Source organism: Rudaea sp. 3F27F6 (genome assembly GCF_005503555.1).
Classification (GTDB): Bacteria; Pseudomonadota; Gammaproteobacteria; order Xanthomonadales; family Rhodanobacteraceae; genus Rudaea.
Window position 1 is genome coordinate 349,006 of record NZ_SCNG01000002.1, and the last position, 19,714, is coordinate 368,719.

General features: G+C 62.1%; 16 protein-coding genes. 10 read left to right on the forward strand and 6 right to left on the reverse strand.

All coding sequences use genetic code 11. The features are described 5' to 3' along the window. Nucleotides 1–76 precede the first annotated feature (76 nt). From kynU to FFS30_RS09455, 3 genes are read left to right on the forward strand one after another with little or no spacing between them, the layout of a single operon-like run. Nucleotides 77–1,351 carry a kynureninase gene (gene kynU / locus FFS30_RS09445; RefSeq protein WP_137912895.1) on the forward strand — a complete coding sequence of 425 codons (1,275 nt, stop codon included), beginning with the start codon at nt 77–79 and terminating at the stop codon, nt 1,349–1,351. Beyond that, nucleotides 1,341–2,717 (forward strand): FAD-dependent monooxygenase, encoded by a 1,377-nt coding sequence (locus FFS30_RS09450; protein ID WP_137912896.1) that lies wholly within the window; start codon nt 1,341–1,343, stop codon nt 2,715–2,717. Before kynU ends, FFS30_RS09450 begins: the two co-directional genes overlap by 11 nt. Continuing rightward, nucleotides 2,714–3,754, forward strand: coding sequence for a LysR substrate-binding domain-containing protein (locus FFS30_RS09455; protein ID WP_249352343.1), 1,041 nt, complete (start codon nt 2,714–2,716; stop codon nt 3,752–3,754). The genes FFS30_RS09450 and FFS30_RS09455 overlap by 4 nt, the downstream gene beginning before the upstream one ends. Before the next feature lie 65 nt (nt 3,755–3,819). Here FFS30_RS09455 and FFS30_RS09460 read toward each other — a convergent pair whose 3' ends face one another. From FFS30_RS09460 to FFS30_RS09475, 4 genes are all read right to left on the reverse strand, one after another. Further along, on the reverse strand, nt 3,820–4,806 hold the full coding sequence (locus tag FFS30_RS09460; RefSeq protein WP_137912897.1) for an amidohydrolase family protein: 987 nt from the start codon (nt 4,804–4,806) through the stop codon (nt 3,820–3,822). After that, a complete protein-coding gene (locus tag FFS30_RS09465; RefSeq protein WP_137912898.1) occupies nt 4,803–5,228 on the reverse strand; it encodes a RidA family protein in 426 nt (141 codons plus the stop codon). Before FFS30_RS09465 ends, FFS30_RS09460 begins: the two co-directional genes overlap by 4 nt. 7 nt (nt 5,229–5,235) lie before the next feature. Beyond that, nucleotides 5,236–6,702: a 2-hydroxymuconic semialdehyde dehydrogenase gene (locus tag FFS30_RS09470; RefSeq protein ID WP_137912899.1), complete on the reverse strand. Its 1,467-nt coding sequence runs from the start codon at nt 6,700–6,702 to the stop codon at nt 5,236–5,238. Nucleotides 6,703–6,816: 114 nt separating this feature from the next. After that, nucleotides 6,817–8,166: a replication-associated recombination protein A gene (locus tag FFS30_RS09475; protein WP_137912900.1), complete on the reverse strand. Its 1,350-nt coding sequence runs from the start codon at nt 8,164–8,166 to the stop codon at nt 6,817–6,819. A gap of 481 nt (nt 8,167–8,647) precedes the next feature. Here FFS30_RS09475 and FFS30_RS09480 point away from each other — a divergent pair, with 481 nt between their 5' ends. Continuing rightward, nucleotides 8,648–12,055, forward strand: coding sequence for a hypothetical protein (locus FFS30_RS09480; RefSeq protein WP_137912901.1), 3,408 nt, complete (start codon nt 8,648–8,650; stop codon nt 12,053–12,055). Nucleotides 12,056–12,113: 58 nt separating this feature from the next. On the opposite strand, the gene lolA is transcribed toward FFS30_RS09480, so the two are convergent. Beyond that, a complete protein-coding gene (gene lolA / locus FFS30_RS09485) occupies nt 12,114–12,764 on the reverse strand; it encodes an outer membrane lipoprotein chaperone LolA (protein WP_137912902.1) in 651 nt (216 codons plus the stop codon). A 70-nt stretch (nt 12,765–12,834) separates the two neighbouring features. Further along, a complete protein-coding gene (locus FFS30_RS09490; protein WP_249352344.1) occupies nt 12,835–15,171 on the reverse strand; it encodes a DNA translocase FtsK in 2,337 nt (778 codons plus the stop codon). Between the two features lie 308 nt (nt 15,172–15,479). Here FFS30_RS09490 and trxB point away from each other — a divergent pair, with 308 nt between their 5' ends. The 6 genes from trxB (at nt 15,480) to FFS30_RS09520 (ending at nt 19,636) form a co-directional block, all read left to right on the forward strand. Beyond that, nucleotides 15,480–16,442 carry a thioredoxin-disulfide reductase gene (gene trxB, locus FFS30_RS09495; protein ID WP_137912903.1) on the forward strand — a complete coding sequence of 321 codons (963 nt, stop codon included), beginning with the start codon at nt 15,480–15,482 and terminating at the stop codon, nt 16,440–16,442. 16 nt (nt 16,443–16,458) lie between these two features. Next, the gene (locus tag FFS30_RS09500) at nt 16,459–16,848 is read left to right on the forward strand and encodes an NUDIX domain-containing protein (RefSeq protein WP_212742448.1); all 390 of its coding nucleotides are present in this window, start codon (nt 16,459–16,461) and stop codon (nt 16,846–16,848) included. 4 nt (nt 16,849–16,852) lie between these two features. After that, nucleotides 16,853–18,022: a GNAT family N-acetyltransferase gene (locus FFS30_RS09505; protein WP_137912905.1), complete on the forward strand. Its 1,170-nt coding sequence runs from the start codon at nt 16,853–16,855 to the stop codon at nt 18,020–18,022. Further along, on the forward strand, nt 18,019–18,744 hold the full coding sequence (aat, locus tag FFS30_RS09510) for a leucyl/phenylalanyl-tRNA--protein transferase (protein ID WP_137912906.1): 726 nt from the start codon (nt 18,019–18,021) through the stop codon (nt 18,742–18,744). The genes FFS30_RS09505 and aat overlap by 4 nt, the downstream gene beginning before the upstream one ends. A 144-nt stretch (nt 18,745–18,888) precedes the next feature. Then, on the forward strand, nt 18,889–19,107 hold the full coding sequence (infA, locus tag FFS30_RS09515; RefSeq protein WP_137912907.1) for a translation initiation factor IF-1: 219 nt from the start codon (nt 18,889–18,891) through the stop codon (nt 19,105–19,107). 13 nt (nt 19,108–19,120) lie between these two features. Then, nucleotides 19,121–19,636: a DUF4124 domain-containing protein gene (locus FFS30_RS09520; RefSeq protein WP_137912908.1), complete on the forward strand. Its 516-nt coding sequence runs from the start codon at nt 19,121–19,123 to the stop codon at nt 19,634–19,636. Nucleotides 19,637–19,714 lie beyond the last annotated feature (78 nt).

A 19,714-nucleotide genomic window follows, 5' to 3' on the forward strand; every position in this document is an offset into this window, starting at 1 on the left:
CGTCACCGAATTCCGTCGAATCAAAGAGGGGCGCTGACATTATCATTGCGCCTCCATTCGTAGAACGATTTTCGCGATGCAAAATCAGGATGCCCGCCACCACGCTCTCGCCCTCGATTCCGCCGATCCATTGCGCGCGCTGCGCGCGAAATTCCTGATTCCCCGCCACGGCGACCGCGACCAGCTCTACTTCTGCGGCAACTCGCTCGGCCTGCAGCCGGCCGGCGCGCGCGCGCACGTCGAGGAAGTGCTCGACAAGTGGGCGCAGCAGGCAGTCGAAGGTCATTTCACCGGGCAGGCGCAGTGGATGCCCTACCACGAACTCGTGCGCGATCCGCTCGCGCGCGTGGTCGGCGCGCAGCCGAGCGAAGTCGTTGCGATGAATTCGCTGACCGCGAACCTGCACTTTCTCATGGTGAGTTTCTATCGACCGACGCGCGAACGGCCGGCGATTCTCATGGAAGCCGGTGCCTTCCCGTCCGACCGCTACGCGCTCGAATCGCAGGTGCGCTTTCACGGCTTCGACCCGGCGACCGACCTGATCGAACTCGAACCCGACGAGGCCGACGGCACGTTCTCGATGGCGGCCATCGCCAGCGCGATCGAACGCCACGGCCCGCGCCTCGCCCTCGTGCTCTGGCCCGGCGTGCAATATCGCACCGGCCAGGCCTTCGACCTTGCCGAGATCGCCCGGCTCGCCCATGCGCAAGGCGCCATCGCCGGTTTCGATCTCGCCCACGCGGTCGGCAATCTGCCGCTGCGCTTGCACGACATCGGCGCCGACTTCGCCGTCTGGTGCCACTACAAATACATGAACTCGGGACCGGGCGCGGTCGCCGGCGCGTTCGTCCACGAGCGCCATGCGCGCAGCGAACGCCCACGTTTCGCCGGCTGGTGGGGCCACGAGAAAGAAACGCGCTTCCGCATGGGCCCGCAATTCGTGCCGACCGTCGGTGCGGACGGCTGGCAGCTCAGCAATCCGCCGATCCTCGGCTTGGCCCCGCTGCGCGCGTCGCTGGAACTGTTCGACGCCGTCGGCATGCCGGCGCTGCGCGAGAAATCGCTGAGCCTGACCGGCTGGCTCGAAACGCTGATCCGCGAACGCCTCGGCGATGTGCTTTCGATCGCGACACCCGCGCAAGCGGAGCGCCGCGGCTGCCAGCTCTCGCTGCGCGTGCAAGGCGGTCGTGCGCGCGGTCGAGAGCTGTTCGATTACCTGTCCGCACACGGCGTCACCGGCGACTGGCGCGAGCCCGACGTGATCCGCATCTCGCCGACGCCTTCGTACAACACTTACAACGACGTGGTTGGTTTCGTCGAAGCCGTGGAGGCATGGCGCGATGGCCGCTGAGCGCAGCATCACCCTGATCGGCGCGGGCCTTGCCGGCGCCCTGCTCGCCCGCCTGCTCGCGCTGCGCGGCTGGCAGGTCGACGTGTACGAGCGACGCGGCGATCCGCGCATCGCCGGCTATCAAGGCGGCCGGTCGATCAACCTCGCCCTCGCCGAACGCGGCCGCCATCCGCTGCGCCTCGCCGAAGCCGAAGCGCAGGTGATGGCCAAGACTGTGATGATGCGCGGACGCATGGTGCATCCTCTGCACGGCGAGGTGAACTTGCAGCGTTACGGCCGTGACGATTCCGAAGTGATCTGGTCGGTGCATCGCGGCGAACTCAACATCACCCTGCTGAATCTCGCCGAGCAGGCCGGCGCCAGACTGCATTTCGACCGTCGTCTCGACCGAGTCGATTTCGATGACCGCATCGCCCACTTTATCGACGACCGAAACCAACACAGTTTCGCCGTCCCGTTCCGCGCACTGATCGGGAGTGACGGCGCCGGTTCGGCCCTGCGCGGCGCGATGAGCCAAGTGACGGAACTCGGCGAGCGCACCGAGTTTCTCGGTCACGGCTACAAGGAGCTCGAAATTCCGCCCGCGGCCGACGGCGGCTTCCGCATCGAACCGAACGCGCTACATATCTGGCCGCGCGGCAGCTACATGTGCATCGCGTTGCCGAACGACGCAAAGAGCTTCACCGTCACCCTGTTCATGGCGAACGAAGGCAACAGCACCACCGAAGATCCAAGTTTCGCCACGATCAAGACGCCGCTCGAAGCGCGCCGCTTCTTCGAGCGCGATTTTCCCGACGCCGTGCCGCTGATCCCCGAACTCGAACACGATTGGGCGAAGAACCCGGCGAGCACGCTCGCCACCCTGCATCTTGAACGCTGGCATCTCGACGGCCGCGCCCTGCTGATCGGCGATGCCGCGCACGCGATGGTGCCGTTCCACGGCCAGGGCATGAACTGTGCGTTCGAAGACTGCGCCGCGCTCGCCGAGCATCTCGACGCGCATGCCGATTTCGCCGACGCCTTCGCCGCGTTCGAGGCCGAACGCAAGCCGAACGCGCGCGCGATCCAGCAGATGGCGCTGGAAAATTACCTGGAGATGCGCGATCGCGTCGACGACGCCGACTACCGCCTGCAACGCGAACTGGAGCTGCGCCTGCAGGAACGCCATCCGGGCGTCTTCGTGCCGCACTACGCGATGGTCAGCTTTATGCGCGTGCCCTATTCCGTCGCGCTCGAGCGCAGCGAGATCCAGCAGGGGATACTGCGGCGCGCCACCGCGAACACAGCGTCGATCGAACAGGTCGATTGGGCCGCTGTCGACGCCGACGTCGCGGCGCATCTGACTCCGTTGAGCGACACTGAATGAAATTCACCACGCTCTCGATCGCCCGCAAGCTGAAGTTCTACCAGCTTATCGTTTATGCGCAGGTGCTCGAGAGCGGTTCGATCCTGCGCGCGGCGCAGGCACTGAACCTGACCCAGCCTTCGGTCACCAAGGTTATCCACGAACTGGAATCCTACTTTGGCGCGCCCCTGCTCGTGCGCGGCAATCGCGGCGTCAGCGCGACGCCGCTCGGCGAACGCGTGCTGCAACGCTCGAAGTCGTTCATCTCCGACCTGCGCCTGTTGACCGATGAGGTCAACGCTTATCTCGAAGGCAGCGCCGGGCACGTGATCGTCGGCACGTTGATTTCTGCGTCGGCCTGGCTGCTGCCGCGCGCCACGCAGCTGCTCAAGGAGAAGGCGCCGAAGGTGCTGCTGTCGCTGCGCATCGGCCAGATGGATCAGTTGTTCCCGGCGCTTGCCGACGGCGAACTCGATCTCGTCGTCAGCCGGGTGCCCGACGATTGGGATGTGCATGACTGGAGTCGGCGCAACGAATCACCATTGCTCAAGGTCGAGCCGCTCTATCGCGAATCGCTCAGCGTCGTCGCCGGTGCGCGCCATCCGATGCACAAGAAGCGCACCAAGTTCGTCGATCTGCACGCCTATCCGTGGGTGCTGCCAACGCGCGATTCGTTCCTGCGCCGCACTGCCGACGCCTTGTTCGCCGAAGCCGGCCTGCCGATACCCGACAACGTGGTCGAATCGCTGTCGATCCTGACCAATATCACCCTGATGCAGGACCAGCGCACGATTGCATTGATGCCGCGCGAGGCGATCCGCAATTTCGCCGAAGCCGGCCTGCTCAAGGAATTCGACCTCGGCGGCGCGCTGCAATTCGGCGATATCGGCTGCTTCTATTCGGCTACGCGCGAGCCGACGCCGGCTGCGCTGATGCTGCGTGAATGCCTGCGCGCCGCGAGCCGCGAGCACGTGCAATTTTCTTCCCTTCTCCCCGCGGGAGAAGGTGCCCCGAAGGGGCGGATGAGGGAAAAGCCGTCCACAAATTCACCTCGTTGAGAACTGCAAGGCTTTGCCCTCATACGGCGCTGCGCGCCACCTTCTCCCGAGGGGAGAAGGGAAGCCTAAATCCCGAAGAACGCACGCGCGTTGTCGGCACAGATTTTCTGCTTATCCGCATCGGCCAGCGCCGCATGACCGAGCACGCCTGAACCGATATCCTGCTCGCCGAGCGGGAAAGGCGCATCGGAACCGAGCATCACCCGATCCGCACCCATAACGTCGACGAGCAGTTGCAGCGCGCGCGGATCGAACACCGCCGAATCGACGTAGAAGCGCTTGACGTAGCTCGACGGCAACTGCGGGCAATCTTCGCGCACGATGTCGCGATGCCGCCAGGCATTGTCGACGCGGCCTAGCAGGAAGGCGAAACCGCCGCCGCCGTGCGCGAAACAGATGCGCAGACTTGCCGGCAGGCGCTCGAACGCGCCGGACAGAATCAGCGACAGAATGCCGAGCTGCGTTTCCGCCGGCATCGCGACGAGCCACGGCAGCATCCACTTCTTCATGCGCTCGCGGCCCATCATGTCCCAGGGATGCACGAGCACGGCAATGTCTTCATGCGCGCAATGCGTGAGGAAGGCGATCAGATCCTCGTGGTCGAGATCGAGATTGCCGACATGATTGCCGATCTGCACGCCGACATGCCCGCAAGCCTTGGCGCGGCTCGCCTCGCGACAGGCCGCGTCGAGATCCTGTAGCGGCACTTGAGCCAGCACTTTGAGCCGCTTCGGCGCTGCGGCGGTCATCTCGATCGCACGGTCGTTCATGCGCTGCGCCCACGGCAGAGCGCGCGCGATCGGCTGCTCGTAGCCGAACATCACCGGCGTCGCGCACATCACCTGCACGTCGAGGCCCTGCTCGTCGAGATAGTCGACCCGATGCGCGGTATCCCAGAGCACGTCGTCGACCGGCCGGAACGCTTTCTCGCCGACCATGATCTGTCCGCTGCGGCCCTCGGTATGCAGCCACGGCGCGCGCTGCGGGCACAGGCGCGCGGCCTCGTCGCGGTCGATGCGCGGGAAGAAATGCGAGTGCATGTCGATCTTCATCGCGGCACCGGAGCGTAGGCAACAGCTTTGATTTCGATACGCAGATGCGGATGCGGCAACTGATGCACCGCTACCGTCGTGCGCGTCGGGCCGTTCTGGTCGAAATACTGCGCATAGACTTCGTTGTAACCGCCGAAATCGTTCATATCAACGAGGAACGTCGAAATCTCAACGACGTCGTCGAGCATCGCGTTCTCGCTGGCGAGGATGTCGCGGATGTTTTCGATCACCGCGCGCGTCTGCTCGCGAATATCGAGCCGCGTCGTGCCCATCGCATCGACCTCCGCGCCAGCGATGCTGTTGTCCGCGCGGCGCGAACTCGTACCCGAGACGAACAGAAAATCGCCGGCTCGCTTGATATGCGGGAAACGGCCGCGCGGCGTGGCCTTCCCTTCGACGACGGTGGATCGGGTTTCAGTCATTTTCGCCTCAGGGATTCACGCAGACCGTCGTCAGTTCGGAATAGAAATCGAGCGAGTGCCGCCCGCCTTCGCGGCCGATGCCCGACAGGCCGACGCCGCCGAACGGCGTGCGCAGGTCGCGCAGGAACCAGGTGTTGACCCAGACCATACCGACGCGGAAACGACGCGAAAGCGCGTGCGCGCGCTTCAGATCGCGCGTCCACAACGCCGCGCAGAGGCCGTAGTCCGAATCGTTCACGCGACGCAGAACCTCGTCTTCGGAATCGAACGGGGCGATATGGCAGACCGGGCCGAACACTTCCTCGCGTACGCAACGCGCGTCGTCGGCAAGCCCGGTCCAGATCGTCGGTTGCACATAGGCGCCACCGTCGCGCGCATCACCGAAGCGCGGCACGCCGCCACCGCTGACCACGGTCGCGCCTTCCGCGCGCGCGAGGTCGAAATAGGCCAGCACCTTGTCGCGATGCGCGTGCGATATCAGCGGTCCCATATTGACGCCGTCCTCGTCGGGATAGCCGATCTTGAGATTCTCGGCGCCGGCCTTCATCGCCGCGACGAAGCGTTCGTAGATCGGCCGCTCAACGTACACGCGCTCCGAACACAGGCAGACCTGGCCCGAATTGGTGAAACTCGAACGCAGCACGCCCGCGACGGCCTTGTCGAAATCCGCATCGGCGAACACCACGGCCGCATTCTTGCCGCCAAGTTCGAACGACACGTCACGCACGCCTTCGGCGGCGGCCTTCATGATCGCTTCGCCGGTGCGCGATTCGCCGGTGAAGGTGATCGCATCGACGTCGGCATGGCGGGTCAGAAACTCGCCGGCGGAATCGGGACCGAAGCCGTGGACCAGATTGAACGCGCCCTTCGGCAGCCCGGCTTCGTCGATCACTTCAGCCAGCAGAGTCGCGCTCGACGGCGTTTCCTCCGAAGGCTTGGCGATGATCGAATTGCCACAGGCCAGTGCCGGCGCCACTTTCCAGGTCAACAATAGCAGCGGCAGATTCCACGGCGAAATCACGGCGACGACACCGTGTGGCTTGCGCAGCGTGTAGCTGAAGACGTCGTTGCCGTCCATCGCACGCATTTCGTAAAACTCGCCGCCGGCCTGACGGACCAGTTCGGCGAAAGTGCGGAAATTCTGCACGCCTCTCGCAACGTCGAGCGTGCGCGCCTGCTGCAGCGAGCGCCCCGTGTCGGCGACCTCGGCGGCGACGAAATCCTCAAAACGGCGTTCGATGCCACTGGCGATGCGCAGCAGCACGTCAGCACGCTCACTCGCGCTCGTTCGCCCCCAAGTGCCCGCTTGCGCCGCCTTCCCGGCGGCGACGGCACGATTCACTTCCTCGCTGCCGGCCTCGCAAACTTGCCCGAGGGTGCGCCCATCGACGGGCGAGACGTTCGCGAAGGTCTTCGCGCTCGCAACGAATTCACCGTCGATATAGTGGCGCAGCAGCGAGGGAGTGGACGGCACGACATCTTCCGCGGGAAGGACTCTCCGGCCAGTCTAGGCGTCGCGGCAGCGTGCGGATAATAGAAATGCCAGCCGCAAGTATTCGCGGCGGGAATACTGCCGCGCAGCGAGAAACTAACCGCCGCGGCGTTTGCCGAGAGCCGCGCTGCGCGCAGTGCGCACGGCATCAAGCTTTTCGCGGATCCTGGCTTCGAGGCCGCGCTCGCTCGGGCGGTAGAACTCGCGCCCGACCAGCGCGTCGGGCAGGCATTGCTGATCGAAAGCGATACCGCCTTCGACATCGGGATCGTATTGATAACCGCTGCCGTAGCCGAGCCCCTTCATCAACTTGGTCGGCGCATTGCGCAGATGCATCGGCACGTCGAGCGTGCCGGTCTCGCCGATCAGGCCGCGCACTTCGCCATACGCGGCATAGGCCGCATTGCTCTTCGCCGCAATCGCGAGATAGATCGCGGTTTCGGCCAGGGCGAGTTCGCCCTCCGGCGAACCAAGTCGGTCGTAGGTGTCCCAGGCTTCGAGCGCCAATGTCAGCGCGCGCGGATCGGCGAGACCGACATCCTCGATCGCCATGCGCGTGAGCCGGCGCGCGAGATAAGCCGGATCGACGCCGCCGTCGAGCATGCGCGTGCACCAGTACAGGGCCGCGTCCGCGTCGCTTGAACGCACGGATTTGTGCAGCGCCGAGATCTGATCGTAAAACTGCTCGCCGCCCTTGTCGAATCGGCGCGTGCGATCGGCGAGAATCTGGCTCAGGGTCGCTTCGTCGATCACGCCTTCGTGCGCGACATCGGCCGCGATTTCGAGCAGGGTCAAGGCACGGCGCACATCGCCGTCGGCGGCCTGCGCAATCAATTGCAGCGACGCGTCGGCGATTTGGAGATGCATCTGACCGAGACCGCGCTCCTCATCGCGCAGCGCGCGCTGCAAAGCCTCGACGATCGCATCCGTCGACACCGCATCCATCACGTGTACGCGGCAGCGCGAGAGCAACGCGGAATTCAACTCGAATGAAGGATTCTCCGTCGTCGCGCCGACAAACAGGATCACGCCTTTTTCGATATGCGGCAGGAACGCATCCTGCTGTGCCTTGTTGAAACGGTGGACCTCGTCGACGAACAGCACGCTGCGCTCGCCCTGCGCGAACGCGACTTCGGCTTCCGCAAGCGCGGCGCGTACGTCGGCAAGCCCCGAAAGCACAGCCGAGATCGCCTTGAACCGCGCGTTCGCATACTTCGCAAGCAACAGCGCCAGCGTGGTCTTGCCGCAACCGGGCGGCCCCCACAGCACCATCGAATGCACATGCCCCGCCTCGATCGAACGGCGGAGTGCGGTGCCCGCACCGAGCAGGCGCGCCTGCCCGACGATTTCGTCGAGCATGCGCGGACGCATGCGCTCGGCGAGCGGCTTCAGGCCCGCGGGTTCGGCGAACAGTTGCGTACTGGTTTCAGTTCGACGCTTTGCCATACCGGCATGATACGCGATGCGCACGAATCGCCGCTTCCGAGAGCGCTGGAATTCAGTTCTTGGTTTACTGCTCGCGCTTTTCGCCGCTCGGACAGGGCCGCCAAATAAAAAACGGATTCCCGCATCATGAAAATTGAAAGCACCGAATACAAGCGATGCCTTGGCCTGACGTGACTTTAGTGCGCAACGGCGGTCCGTCGATCACCGATAACGCTACGGCAACAGGATGATTTTCATCTTGCATCCACGCAAAGCTGTAGCAGCTTCATGCACAACAAGATGCAGTTATGCCTTACAAAAAATTTCCCGTAAATCTTTCAAATTGATTACCAATGACCGAGGACAATTCTTTATCTAAGTTCTAAAGCTCACTGCTCGGAATTCCTTTGGGGACGCTCCTTAAGCTAGAATTTCCACCGGGTGATACCTGCCTAACGGGTCCGGCAGATATCGATGAGATTTACACGCACAGGGGTTCCCAATGTTCGTCCGCTTAGGGTTTGCCAAGTACTTGCTTGGTAATCAGCACAGCGCTGCTGCGCTATCTGTCTTTAAACGGTTGCTCGCAGCCGTATTTCTGCTTATCAACACATCAACTGCTATTGCAGTGGCGATCCCTCTCAGCAACGTCACCGGCATCGCTACCGGCGGAATTGTCATAGATAGGCACTCTTGTGCCGTGCTAAGCGATACCTCAGTACGATGCTGGGGTGCGAACACAAAAGGTCAACTCGGCAATGGGACGCAAAAAAATAGCCTGACCCCGGTTGCCGTATCTGGATTGAGTGGTGTAGTGCAAGTCATCGCGGGTAGCGTCCATACTTGCGCTCTGATAGCCGGCGGAACTGTCAAGTGCTGGGGCGACAACTCGAATTATCAGTTGGGCACGCCTTCTTCTTCGTCGAGCAGCCTTCCTGTCGATGTTGGAGGTCTTTCCAGTGTCACCGCAATAGCGACAGGTGGTTACTATACCTGTGCGCTGCTGAGTTCAGGCTCTGTATCTTGCTGGGGAACTGGCTTGGGCTTGAACAATAGCAGCACTCCGACTTCGGTCAATGGCATAACCAGCGCTCAGGCTATCGCCATTGGTCATAATCATGCTTGCGCGCTGCTGGCAAACGGATCGGCAAAGTGTTGGGGATTGAATTCCACCGGCCAGCTCGGCAACGGAAGCACGACTAACAGCAGCGTTCCGGTAGATGTTAGCGGTCTTTCCAGTGCTACAAAGATTACTGCGGGTGGCCTCCACTCCTGCGCTATGTTGAACGACGGTGGAGTGAAATGCTGGGGTTGGAATGTTGCCGGGCAACTCGGGACGGGCAACTATGCGGATAGCTCGATTCCGGTGATCGTTAAAGGTCTCTCAGGAGCAACTTCGATCAGTGCAGGCGGCAACCATACCTGCGCGCGGCTGACGAACAATCGAGCAGTTTGTTGGGGAGAGAACGATTCGGGGGAGCTTGGCAACGGCCAGACAGTTACCAGTTATGTTCCAGTTTCCGTAAAGGGACTTGTGAGTGTGGCAATCCTGGCTGCAGGAGAAGACTCTACTTGCGCTCTTTTGAATACCGGCTCAGTTTCATGCTGGGGTAGCGACTCGTGGGGGCAACTTGGAAACGGAGTAGCCGGATACAGCGCCACCCCTGTCAGCACAGTTATAAGCAGTCGCTGGACAACTATCTCGTCCGGTCAAGATCACAGTTGTGCGCTTTCGGATGCAGGAGTCGTATCTTGCTGGGGAGCAAACCGAGCCGGTGCATTGGGGAATGGAAACACACAAGACAGTGGCATTCCTGGTGTGGTTGCCGGTTTGCCGGTAGTCACCGCGATTTCCGCCGGCGCCGCGCATACCTGTGCATTGGCAGCCGGCGGAATCGTCTATTGCTGGGGCGATAACTCAAACGGACAACTCGGCAAAGCGTTCTACGGGCCGAGTACAGTACCTCTTCAGGTCAGCGGAATTCCCAGTGCAACAATGATCGCTTCCAGCGCTGCGCATACCTGTGCACTGGTCACCGGCGGGGCAGTTTATTGCTGGGGAGCGAACTATTACGGAGAACTGGGTAACGGAAGCACCACTAACAGTGCCACTCCGACCGCGGTGCAAGGGCTTACGGGGGCCGTCGACATTTCGTCAACGGGTATACATACCTGCGCAGTGATGAATACTGGTTCGATCAATTGCTGGGGATTTAACGGCAACGGGCAGCTCGGGAATGGAACGTACACGAACAGCTCTACTCCGGTAGCGGTGAATGGGATCACGAACGCAATCGCCGTTGCAGCAGGAGGCTACGGCACGTGTGCCTTGCTCGGTGATCACACGGTTTCGTGCTGGGGCTCCATTGGACCGCTTGGCCCCAGTAGCACGTTGCCTTTCTCCATCGCCGGTTTGACGAATGTAAGTTCAATCGCAGTGGGTGGCTATTTCGCCTGCGCGTTGACGGGAAGCCAGGCTTTTTGCTGGGGTGGAAATACGTTCGGCCAGATTGGAAATGGAAACGCTGGCTCGTCTGACGTATACGCGCCAACTTTAGTCGGCAGCCTATCCAATATTTCAGCCCTCGCTCTGGGCTACGACTATGCTTGCGCTTTGCAGACCGGCGGCAATGTATGGTGCTGGGGTAACAACAATAAAGGCCAACTGGGTACCGGGCTGATGGGGTACTTCGGTTCCCCGCAAACAGTCATGATGGACTGCCCGACGTGCAAAGAATCGGGATTTGTGCCCTTGTCGCCTTCTCGTTTGCTCGATACCCGCCCAGGACCCTATCAGTTCACGGTCGATGGGCAATATCTCGGCGCTGGCGCTGTAGCGGGCGGACACTCCTTAGACCTCACCGTGCTCGGCCGTGGCGGTGTGCCTGCCAGCGGCGTTACTGCCGTCGCGCTGAACGTGACGGTGGCCAATCCAACGCAGCCCGGTCACATCCGTGTATGGCCTGCCGGCAGCAGCATACCGCCCTCTTCGAATTTGAATTTCGTTGCGGGGAAAACGATTGCCAACATGGTCATCACCAAGGTAGGCGTGGACGGCAAAATCTCCCTGTTCAATAGCGACGGCACGACAGATTTGATTGCCGACGTAGTGGGCTATTTCACCTCCGCATCCGATTTGACCACGTTCAACCCGCGGCGCCTTCTCGACACGCGCGCGATCGGCACCACAAGTGACGGGAGCTTTGCCGGTATTGGAGCGCTTGGCGCCGTTTCCACTCTCGATCTCAACGTGACCGGCCGCGCGGGAATTCCTGCGAGCGGCGTCTCCACCGTTGTTCTGAACGTCACCGTGACCGGTCCAACCGCCGCGGGATACCTCACTGTTTGGCCCTCGGCGACTCCTTTGCCGCTCGCTTCCAATCTCAACTTTGCTCCATACGAAACCATACCCAATCTCGTGCTTGCACAAGTCGGCAGCAACGGCAAAGTTTCGATATTTAACGGCAGCACCTCCACCGACGTGGTTGCGGACGCCGTCGGCTATTTCTCCAACTCGGAGGAATTCAGGCCGCTTATCCCGGCACGTATTCTCGACACGCGCTGGTATCAACAAACCATCGACGGACAATTTGCAGGGTCAGGCCCTCGCTCTGGCGGAACGACTCTCAATATGCAGGTTTGGGGACGCGGAGGCATTCCTGCAGTCGGAGTTGGCGCTGTCGTGCTGAACGTAACGGTCGCCAATCCAACAACGAACGGTTATCTCACGGTTTGGCCCACTGGCACTCGTCTGCCCAATTCTTCAAACATCAATTTCGTTCCGGGCAAGACCGTGCCGAATCTCGTGATTGCCAAAGTCGGCGCGAACGGCCAGATCTCGATCTTCAACAGCAGCGGCGCAACGGACGTAATCGCAGACGTCGTAGGCTGGTTTCCGACTGCGCCGTAAGCGTTGCGGCAGCAAGCCCGCACCGCCACTATCTGGCGGCGGTGCGGGTGAATTGAACTCAGTTTTTGATCGGATACGCCTGCGCCGCCGGCGCAGCATCGCCGACCACGTCCACGCCCTTCGGCGGAGTGAACCTGAACTGGTCGGCGGCGAGTTTGGCATTGCGCTGCCAGTCGGCAAAGCGTATCTGCGTCGTGTTACCGAAGCTGTCCTTGAACGTCATGTTCGCTAGCCCCGCCGGCCCGAAACCGAGGTCGGCGTACTCGAATTGCGGTTCCTTGTCCTTGGACTTCAGGCGCAGCCAGACCAGGCCATCGTGTTCGCCCTGCTCGCTCGTGGTGAAATCGCGATCGAGTTGGGACAGGTCGGTCAGCACGGTCAGTGGGCTGTGCGCTTCCTCGGTGCCCTGCGCGCGCACGGTGACCTGTTCGAGATCGGGGTCGTAGATCCAGACCTTCTCGCCGTCGGCGACGATCAACTGTTTGTACGGCGCGGTGGTATCCCAGCGGAACTGCCGCGGCGCCTTCAGCGAGAGCGTGCCGTGACTGGTCTTGCTTTTGCCGCTGTGGCTGTCGTTCAACTGCTGCTCGAAGTTGGCCGAAACCGAGTTCAATCCTTTGGAAAAAGCATCGAGTCGCGAGCGCGCGGTGTCGGCCGCGGAGGCGGTGACGGCGGAAAACAATAGGAACGTAGTGACGAGGACGCGCATGATCGGCAACTTGAAGTTGAATGCGAAAATTATCCGGGTGTCTGGCTGAACGCCAAAAACACGGCGCGGTTCAAAGCTCCGGCGGCGGCGGCGCGAGTACTTCGCGGTTGCCGTTGTGCTGCGGCGCGCTGACGATGCCTTGTGCTTCCATCATCTCGATCAGGCGCGCGGCGCGGTTGTAGCCGATCTTGAGGCGACGCTGCACGCCCGAGATGGACGCGCGCCGGCTTTCGGTGACGATCGCCACGGCCTTGTCGTAAAGCTCGTCGGAGTCGCCCTCTTCGCCGTCTTCCGCGTCTTCGGGCAGGCCCGATTCGCCGATGATCTTGCCGTCGCCGAGCGACTGCACTTCGTTGACCACGCCGTCGATGTACTCGGGTTTGCCCTGCGCGCGCAGATGCTCGACGACGCGGTGTACTTCTTCGTCGCTGACGAAAGCGCCGTGTACGCGCTCGGGCTGCGCCGTACCGGGCGGCAGATAGAGCATGTCGCCGTGACCGAGCAGGGCCTCGGCGCCGGACTGGTCGAGGATCGTGCGCGAATCGATCTTGCTCGACACCTGAAACGCGATGCGCGTCGGGATGTTCGCCTTGATCAAGCCGGTGATCACGTCGACCGACGGACGCTGCGTAGCAAGAATCAGGTGCACGCCCGCCGCGCGCGCCTTCTGCGCCAAGCGCGCGATCAGTTCCTCGACCTTCTTGCCGACGATCATCATCATGTCGGCGAATTCGTCGATGATGATGACGATGAACGGCAGCGGCTCAAGCGGCTGCGCGACCGCGTTCGGCATCAGGTCCGGCTTCGGCACGAACAGCGGATCGAGCAAAGGCTGCCCAGCATCGGCCGCATCCTTCACCTTCTTGTTGAAACCAGCAAGATTGCGCACGCCGACCGCGGACATGAGCTTGTAGCGCCGCTCCATCTCGGCCACGCACCAGCGCAGGCCGTTCGCGGCGTCTTTCATGTCGGTGATCACGGGCGTCAAAAGGTGTGGAATGCCCTGATACACGGACAATTCCAGCATCTTCGGGTCGACCATGAGCATGCGCACTTCCTTGGCCGTGGCCTTGTAGAGCAGGCTCAGGACCATCGCGTTGACCGCGACCGACTTACCCGAGCCGGTGGTGCCGGCCACGAGCAGATGCGGCATCTTGGCGAGATCGGTGACGACGGGCTTGCCGCCGATGTCCTTGCCAAGCGCAAGCGCGAGCGGCGACTTCACCGAGTCGTAGCGCTCGGAACTCAGGATTTCGGAGAGATAGACGATTTCCTTGGCGACGTTCGGTATCTCGAGTCCGATCACCGACTTGCCCGGAATCACGTCGACCACGCGCACGCTGATCACCGACAGGCCGCGCGCAATGTCCTTGTCGAGGTTCGAGATCTGGCTGCCCTTGATGCCCGGCGCCGGCTGCAGCTCGAAACGCGTGATGACCGGGCCGGGGTAAACGCCGACCACCTGTGCATCGATGCGGAAATCCTTGAGCTTGAACTCGACCTGGCGCGACAGCGCTTCAAGCGTCTCCTCCGAATAGCCTTTCACCTGCTGCTTGGGCAGATCGAGCAGGGACATCGGCGGCAGTTCCTGATTGGCGCCGCCCGCGAACAGCGGTATCTGCGCTTCCGCCTCGGCGCGCTTGCTGCGCTCGATCGGCGCCGGATCGCGCGCTTCAATTTTGACCGGCTCGCGCTTGGTCTGCTTGACCGTCTCGATCTTGCGCACCTCCTCGCGCTCGACGCGCGCGGCGCGCGCCACGCGCACGTCTTCGACTTTCTTCGCGCTCGTGCCGAGCCAGTCGAGCGCGCTGAAGATGCCACGGCCGATCGTGTCCATGAGTTTGAACCACGACAGCCCGGTCGCGAGCGTGATCGCGATTAGAAACAGGGCAAGCAGAAGCAGCGTCGCCCCAGGAAACGAAAAGCCGCGCATTAGCGGGCTGGCGATGCCCATGCCGAGGATGCCGCCCGCTCCGGCAGGCAGTTCGGAGGGGCCGCTGAAATGCAGGTAGGCGAGCCCGGTCCCGCCAATGAAGAACGCCACGCCGCCGATCAGGCGCAAGGCGGGTTCGAGCGCGGATTCGGATTCCTGCTGGCGATCGCGGAACAGCGCCCAGCCGACCCCGAGCAGCAGCAGTGGGAACGCATAGGCGAGATAACCGAAGAACCAGAAAGTCACGTCAGCGAGATAGGCGCCGACTTTGCCGCCGATATTGTGCAACTTGGCCGGATCGGAGGTCGCATGCGACCAGGCCGGATCCTGCGGGCTGTAGCTGGCCAGGCAGGCAAGCAGATACACGACGACGGTCAGCAGGGCGATGATCGCGACTTCGCGCACGACGCGCTGCACGACGGGCGTCGCGACGTTGGCCGTTTTGTTCGAAGTATTTCTGGATTCGCGCGCCACCGCGTGAGTCTACCTTAAGTTAATCCGTTAACGAATTGTTTTTAGAAAAATTTCCGCACGCCAATCGCTTACGGAGATGACTCCGGCGCATTCAACGTGAAGAATGCCGCGGCAACGATTCCTGCGGCTCGGGCAAGCGGATTCCGCGTCGGCGCCCGGCATTATCGGCATTGCCGTGACAAAGACGCCGATGCGTGTGAACGTCACGGCGCGAACGCGGAATTCAGACTTGATTCGACCGCCCGCGCCCCCCATTCTTCGCGATCCGAAGACGCATTGTTCCACTTGCCGAGACACGAGAATTATACATGACGACCTCGAAGCATAGCCGCCTGATCATCCTCGGCTCCGGCCCCGCCGGCTACACCGCCGCAGTCTACGCCGCGCGCGCGAACCTGAAGCCCGTGCTGATCACCGGCCTCGCCCAGGGCGGCCAGCTTATGACGACCACCGACGTCGACAACTGGCCCGGCGACGTCGAGGGCTTACAAGGCCCGGGGCTTATGGAACGCATGCAGAAGCATGCCGAACGCTTCGATACCGAAATCGTGTTCGACCATATCCATACGGCCGATCTGAAATCCACACCGTTCCGCCTGATCGGCGACAGCGGCGAATACACTTGCGACGCGCTGATCATCGCCACGGGCGCGACGGCGAAGTATCTGGGCATCGACTCCGAAGAGAAATTCAAAGGCCAGGGCGTCTCTGCCTGTGCCACCTGCGACGGCTTCTTCTACCGCGACCAGGAGGTCGCCGTGATCGGCGGCGGCAATACCGCGGTCGAAGAAGCGCTGTATCTGTCGAACATCGCCAAGAAGGTCACCGTCGTGCATCGCCGCGACAAATTTCGCGGCGAAAAGATCCTGCAGGACAAGCTGTTCGCCAAGCAGCAGGCCGGCAAGGTGGATATCGTCTGGAACCACGCCGTCGACGAAGTACTCGGCGACGATAAGGGCGTGACCGGCGTGCGCATCAAGGACGTCGGCAGCGGATCGACGCGCGATCTGAACGTGCACGGCATGTTCGTCGCGATCGGCCATGCGCCGAATACCGAGATTTTCGCCGGCCAGCTAGACATGAAGAATGGCTACATCGCAATCAAGACCGGCATCGAAGGCGGCGCCACCTCGACGAGCGTGCCCGGCGTGTTCGCCGCGGGCGACGTGGCCGACCAGGTGTATCGCCAGGCGGTGACCTCGGCCGGCTTCGGCTGCATGGCCGCGCTCGATGCGGAGAAATACCTCGACAAGCTGGGGCTGGCCGGCTGATCGCAGCGTGTTCCCCGTGTCGATCAAGGGCGTGCTGTTTCCTTCGACCGATCATGTCGTGCTTCTGCTCAACGAACGCGATCAATGGGAGCTTCCGGGCGGCCACCTGGAAGTCGGTGAAACGCCGGAGCAATGTGTCGCACGGGAAATCCACGAAGAATTGCAGCTCGACGTGAAAGTCGACTCGTTGCTCGACAGCTATTTGTTCGAGGTGATTCCGGGCAAGCACGTTTTCATCACCACCTACGGCTGTTGCTTGACCGGCGATTTCATCCCGAGCATAAGCGCTGAGCATCGACGGTTTGGCGTCTTCCCTTGCGTCGATCTACCCGAGGCGCTGCCGACGGGCTACCGCGCCTCGATCGAGACATGGCGCAAGCGACAACGCGTACGCGCCGATATTTGAACTCATGTCCCTCCAAGCCCGCTTTCACTCCCGTCTTTCCGATATCGATGCCGCGTCCTGGGACCGACTCCGGCGCGACGACAATCCGTTTCTTGCTCATGCTTTTCTTTCCGGGCTGGAAACGAGCGGCAGCCTGCTTGCCGACTACGGGTGGCGTGCCCATCATCTTGGCCTGTACGAAAACGGCGAACTCGTGGCCGCTGCTCCTCTGTATCTGAAAGGCAATTCGCACGGCGAGTTCGTGTTCGACTGGGGCTGGGCCGATGCCTATGAGCGCGCAGGCCTGCGCTACTACCCCAAACTGCTCGGCGCCATCCCCTACTCCCCCGTTACGGGCGCGCGTCTGCTAACGAAATTCGGCGTCGATGCAGCCGCGCTACGCGCGTCGCTGATCGATGCGATCGCCGGCGAGGTCAACCGCTACGGCCTGTCCTCGGCCCATATCAATTTCATCGCAGAAGACGAAGCAGAGGCACTCCGCGAGGCAGGCTGGCTTGCCCGCTTCGACTGGCAATTCCATTGGAAGAATCACGCGACCGACGCCGGCGGCTGGAAGACATTCGATGATTTCCTCGCCGCGCTCAATCACAAGAAGCGCAAGAACATTCGCGCCGAGCGTGCGCAAGTCGCACGTGCTGGAATCGTTTGCCAGCTGCGCCATGGCGGCGAACTCGATGCAGGCGAATGGCACGCGATCCACCAGCTCTATCTGCGCACCTTCGAGGAACGCGGCAACCATCCCGCATTGACCGAGGAATTCTTTTGCCATCTTGGCGCCGAGATGCCGGAGCAGATCGTCGCCGTGCTGTGCCGGCTCGACGGCCGCATCGTCGCTATGGCCCTTATGCTGCGTTCCTCGACGACGCTATACGGCCGCTATTGGGGCAGCGAGATCGAAGCACCCGGCCTGCATTTCGAGGCCTGCTACTACCAGGGCATCGAATACTGCCTGCGCGAAGGACTGACCACGTTCGAGCCGGGAGCGCAGGGCGAACACAAAATCGCGCGCGGCTTTCTGCCGACCCGAACAAGTTCGTACCACTACATCGCCGAGCCACGCTTCCGCGCCGCCGTGCGCGATGCGCTAGCCCGCGAAACCGCAGCGCTGGACGACTATCGGGCGGAACTGATGACTCATTCGCCCTATGCACAGCTTCCGGCACCGCCGGTATGATCCGCATTCCCATCCTGCGCTCGGGCTCGAACGAGGCATTTCCCGACATTGCCGCGGCCTTGGCCGAACCGAACGGATTGCTCGCCGCAGGCGGCGACCTGTCTCCCGTGCGTCTGCTCGAGGCCTACCGGCACGGGATTTTTCCGTGGTATTCGCACGACGAGCCGATCCTGTGGTGGTCGCCCGATCCGCGCATGGTGTTCCACACGGACCGCATCCATGTCTCCAGCAAACTGCGCCGCTTCCTGCGCGCCAGCGACTGGACGATTCGAGCGGATCGCGCCTTCGACGCGGTCATGCAGGCCTGCGCCGCGCCGCGGCCAAAGCAGCCGACGACCTGGATCACGCCGGAAATGCATGCGGCCTATTGTCGACTACATGAGCTCGGCCATGCGCATTCCTTCGAGGTCTACTCCGGCGAGGAACTTGTCGGCGGCATCTACGGCGTCGCCGTCGGCGGGATGTTCTTCGGCGAATCGATGTTCAGCGCGAGCAGCGGCGGCTCGAAAGTCGCTCTGATTGCGTTATGCCGCACGCTTCACGAATGGGGCTTTCCGTTGATCGACGCCCAAGTACGCTCCGAACACCTGGTTTCCTTGGGCGCCGTGGAAATACCCCGCGCCCAATTCGCTCGCCTGATCGAAATCCAAGCCAAACAGCCCGGTTTCCCCCATTCGTGGGCGAACCGGGTCGGTGAATTCGGTGCGCACACCCTAGTCTGAGCGCCGATTTTGCTTCCCGCGCCGCGCTGAACGTGGCAGAATCGCGCGCCCCGGAGGAAATGCCCCTCCACCGCCCCCGAACCACAAAGCGTTCATTCGCGAACGCGGAGATCCCAAGCGGCCGTTTTTGACCGCACTTCCGATATGGCAAAAGACGATCAAATAGAAATGGACGGTACGGTACTCGATACCCTGCCGAATACCATGTTCCGCGTGCAGCTTGAGAACGGTCATGTCGTGACCGCCCACATCTCGGGTCGTATGCGCAAGAACTACATCCGCATCCTGACCGGCGATAAGGTCAAGGTCGAGATGACGCCCTATGATTTGACCAAGGGCCGCATCACTTATCGCATGAAATAGGCGGATACCTCTCGTGCGCGTAGCAATGCTTCTTGTTCCGCTCGCCGCACTCATCCATGCCAGCCCCGCCCTGGCCGAACAAAAAATCTACACCTGGACCGACGCGCAAGGGGTCAAGCACTTCAGCGCGACGCCGCCGGCCGGCAGCGCGAAAGATCTGTCCGAAACCCAAGCGCATTCTGCCAAAGAAGCGCCGCTGTCGCCGGAACGCCGCAAGGCGGCACAGAGCAAGATCGAGCAGCTCGACCGGCAAATCGAGGAACAGTCCGCAGCCGTTGCGTCGGACCCCGATGTGCAGCGCCTGCAACAAGAAGAAGCCGAAAAGCAGCAGGCCCTCAATGCGGCAGAGGCTGAGGCGCGCAAGGCCGAGCGCCTGCAATTCGAATGTGCGGAAAAGCGGCGCGGCTTCGAAGCGGGACGCAGGCGCCTCAACGGCGAATCATCCGAACGAATTCCGCCATCCGAGCAAGAAGATTACGCGCGCCGGATTGCGGCGCTGGAAAGCGATATCCGCGAACACTGCAACTGACCCGAAACGCGCAACACGAACCGGTCAGTCAGGCAAACCTCGACGCTCGTCGTTGCAGCGCCGGGGCGAATTGCAGCG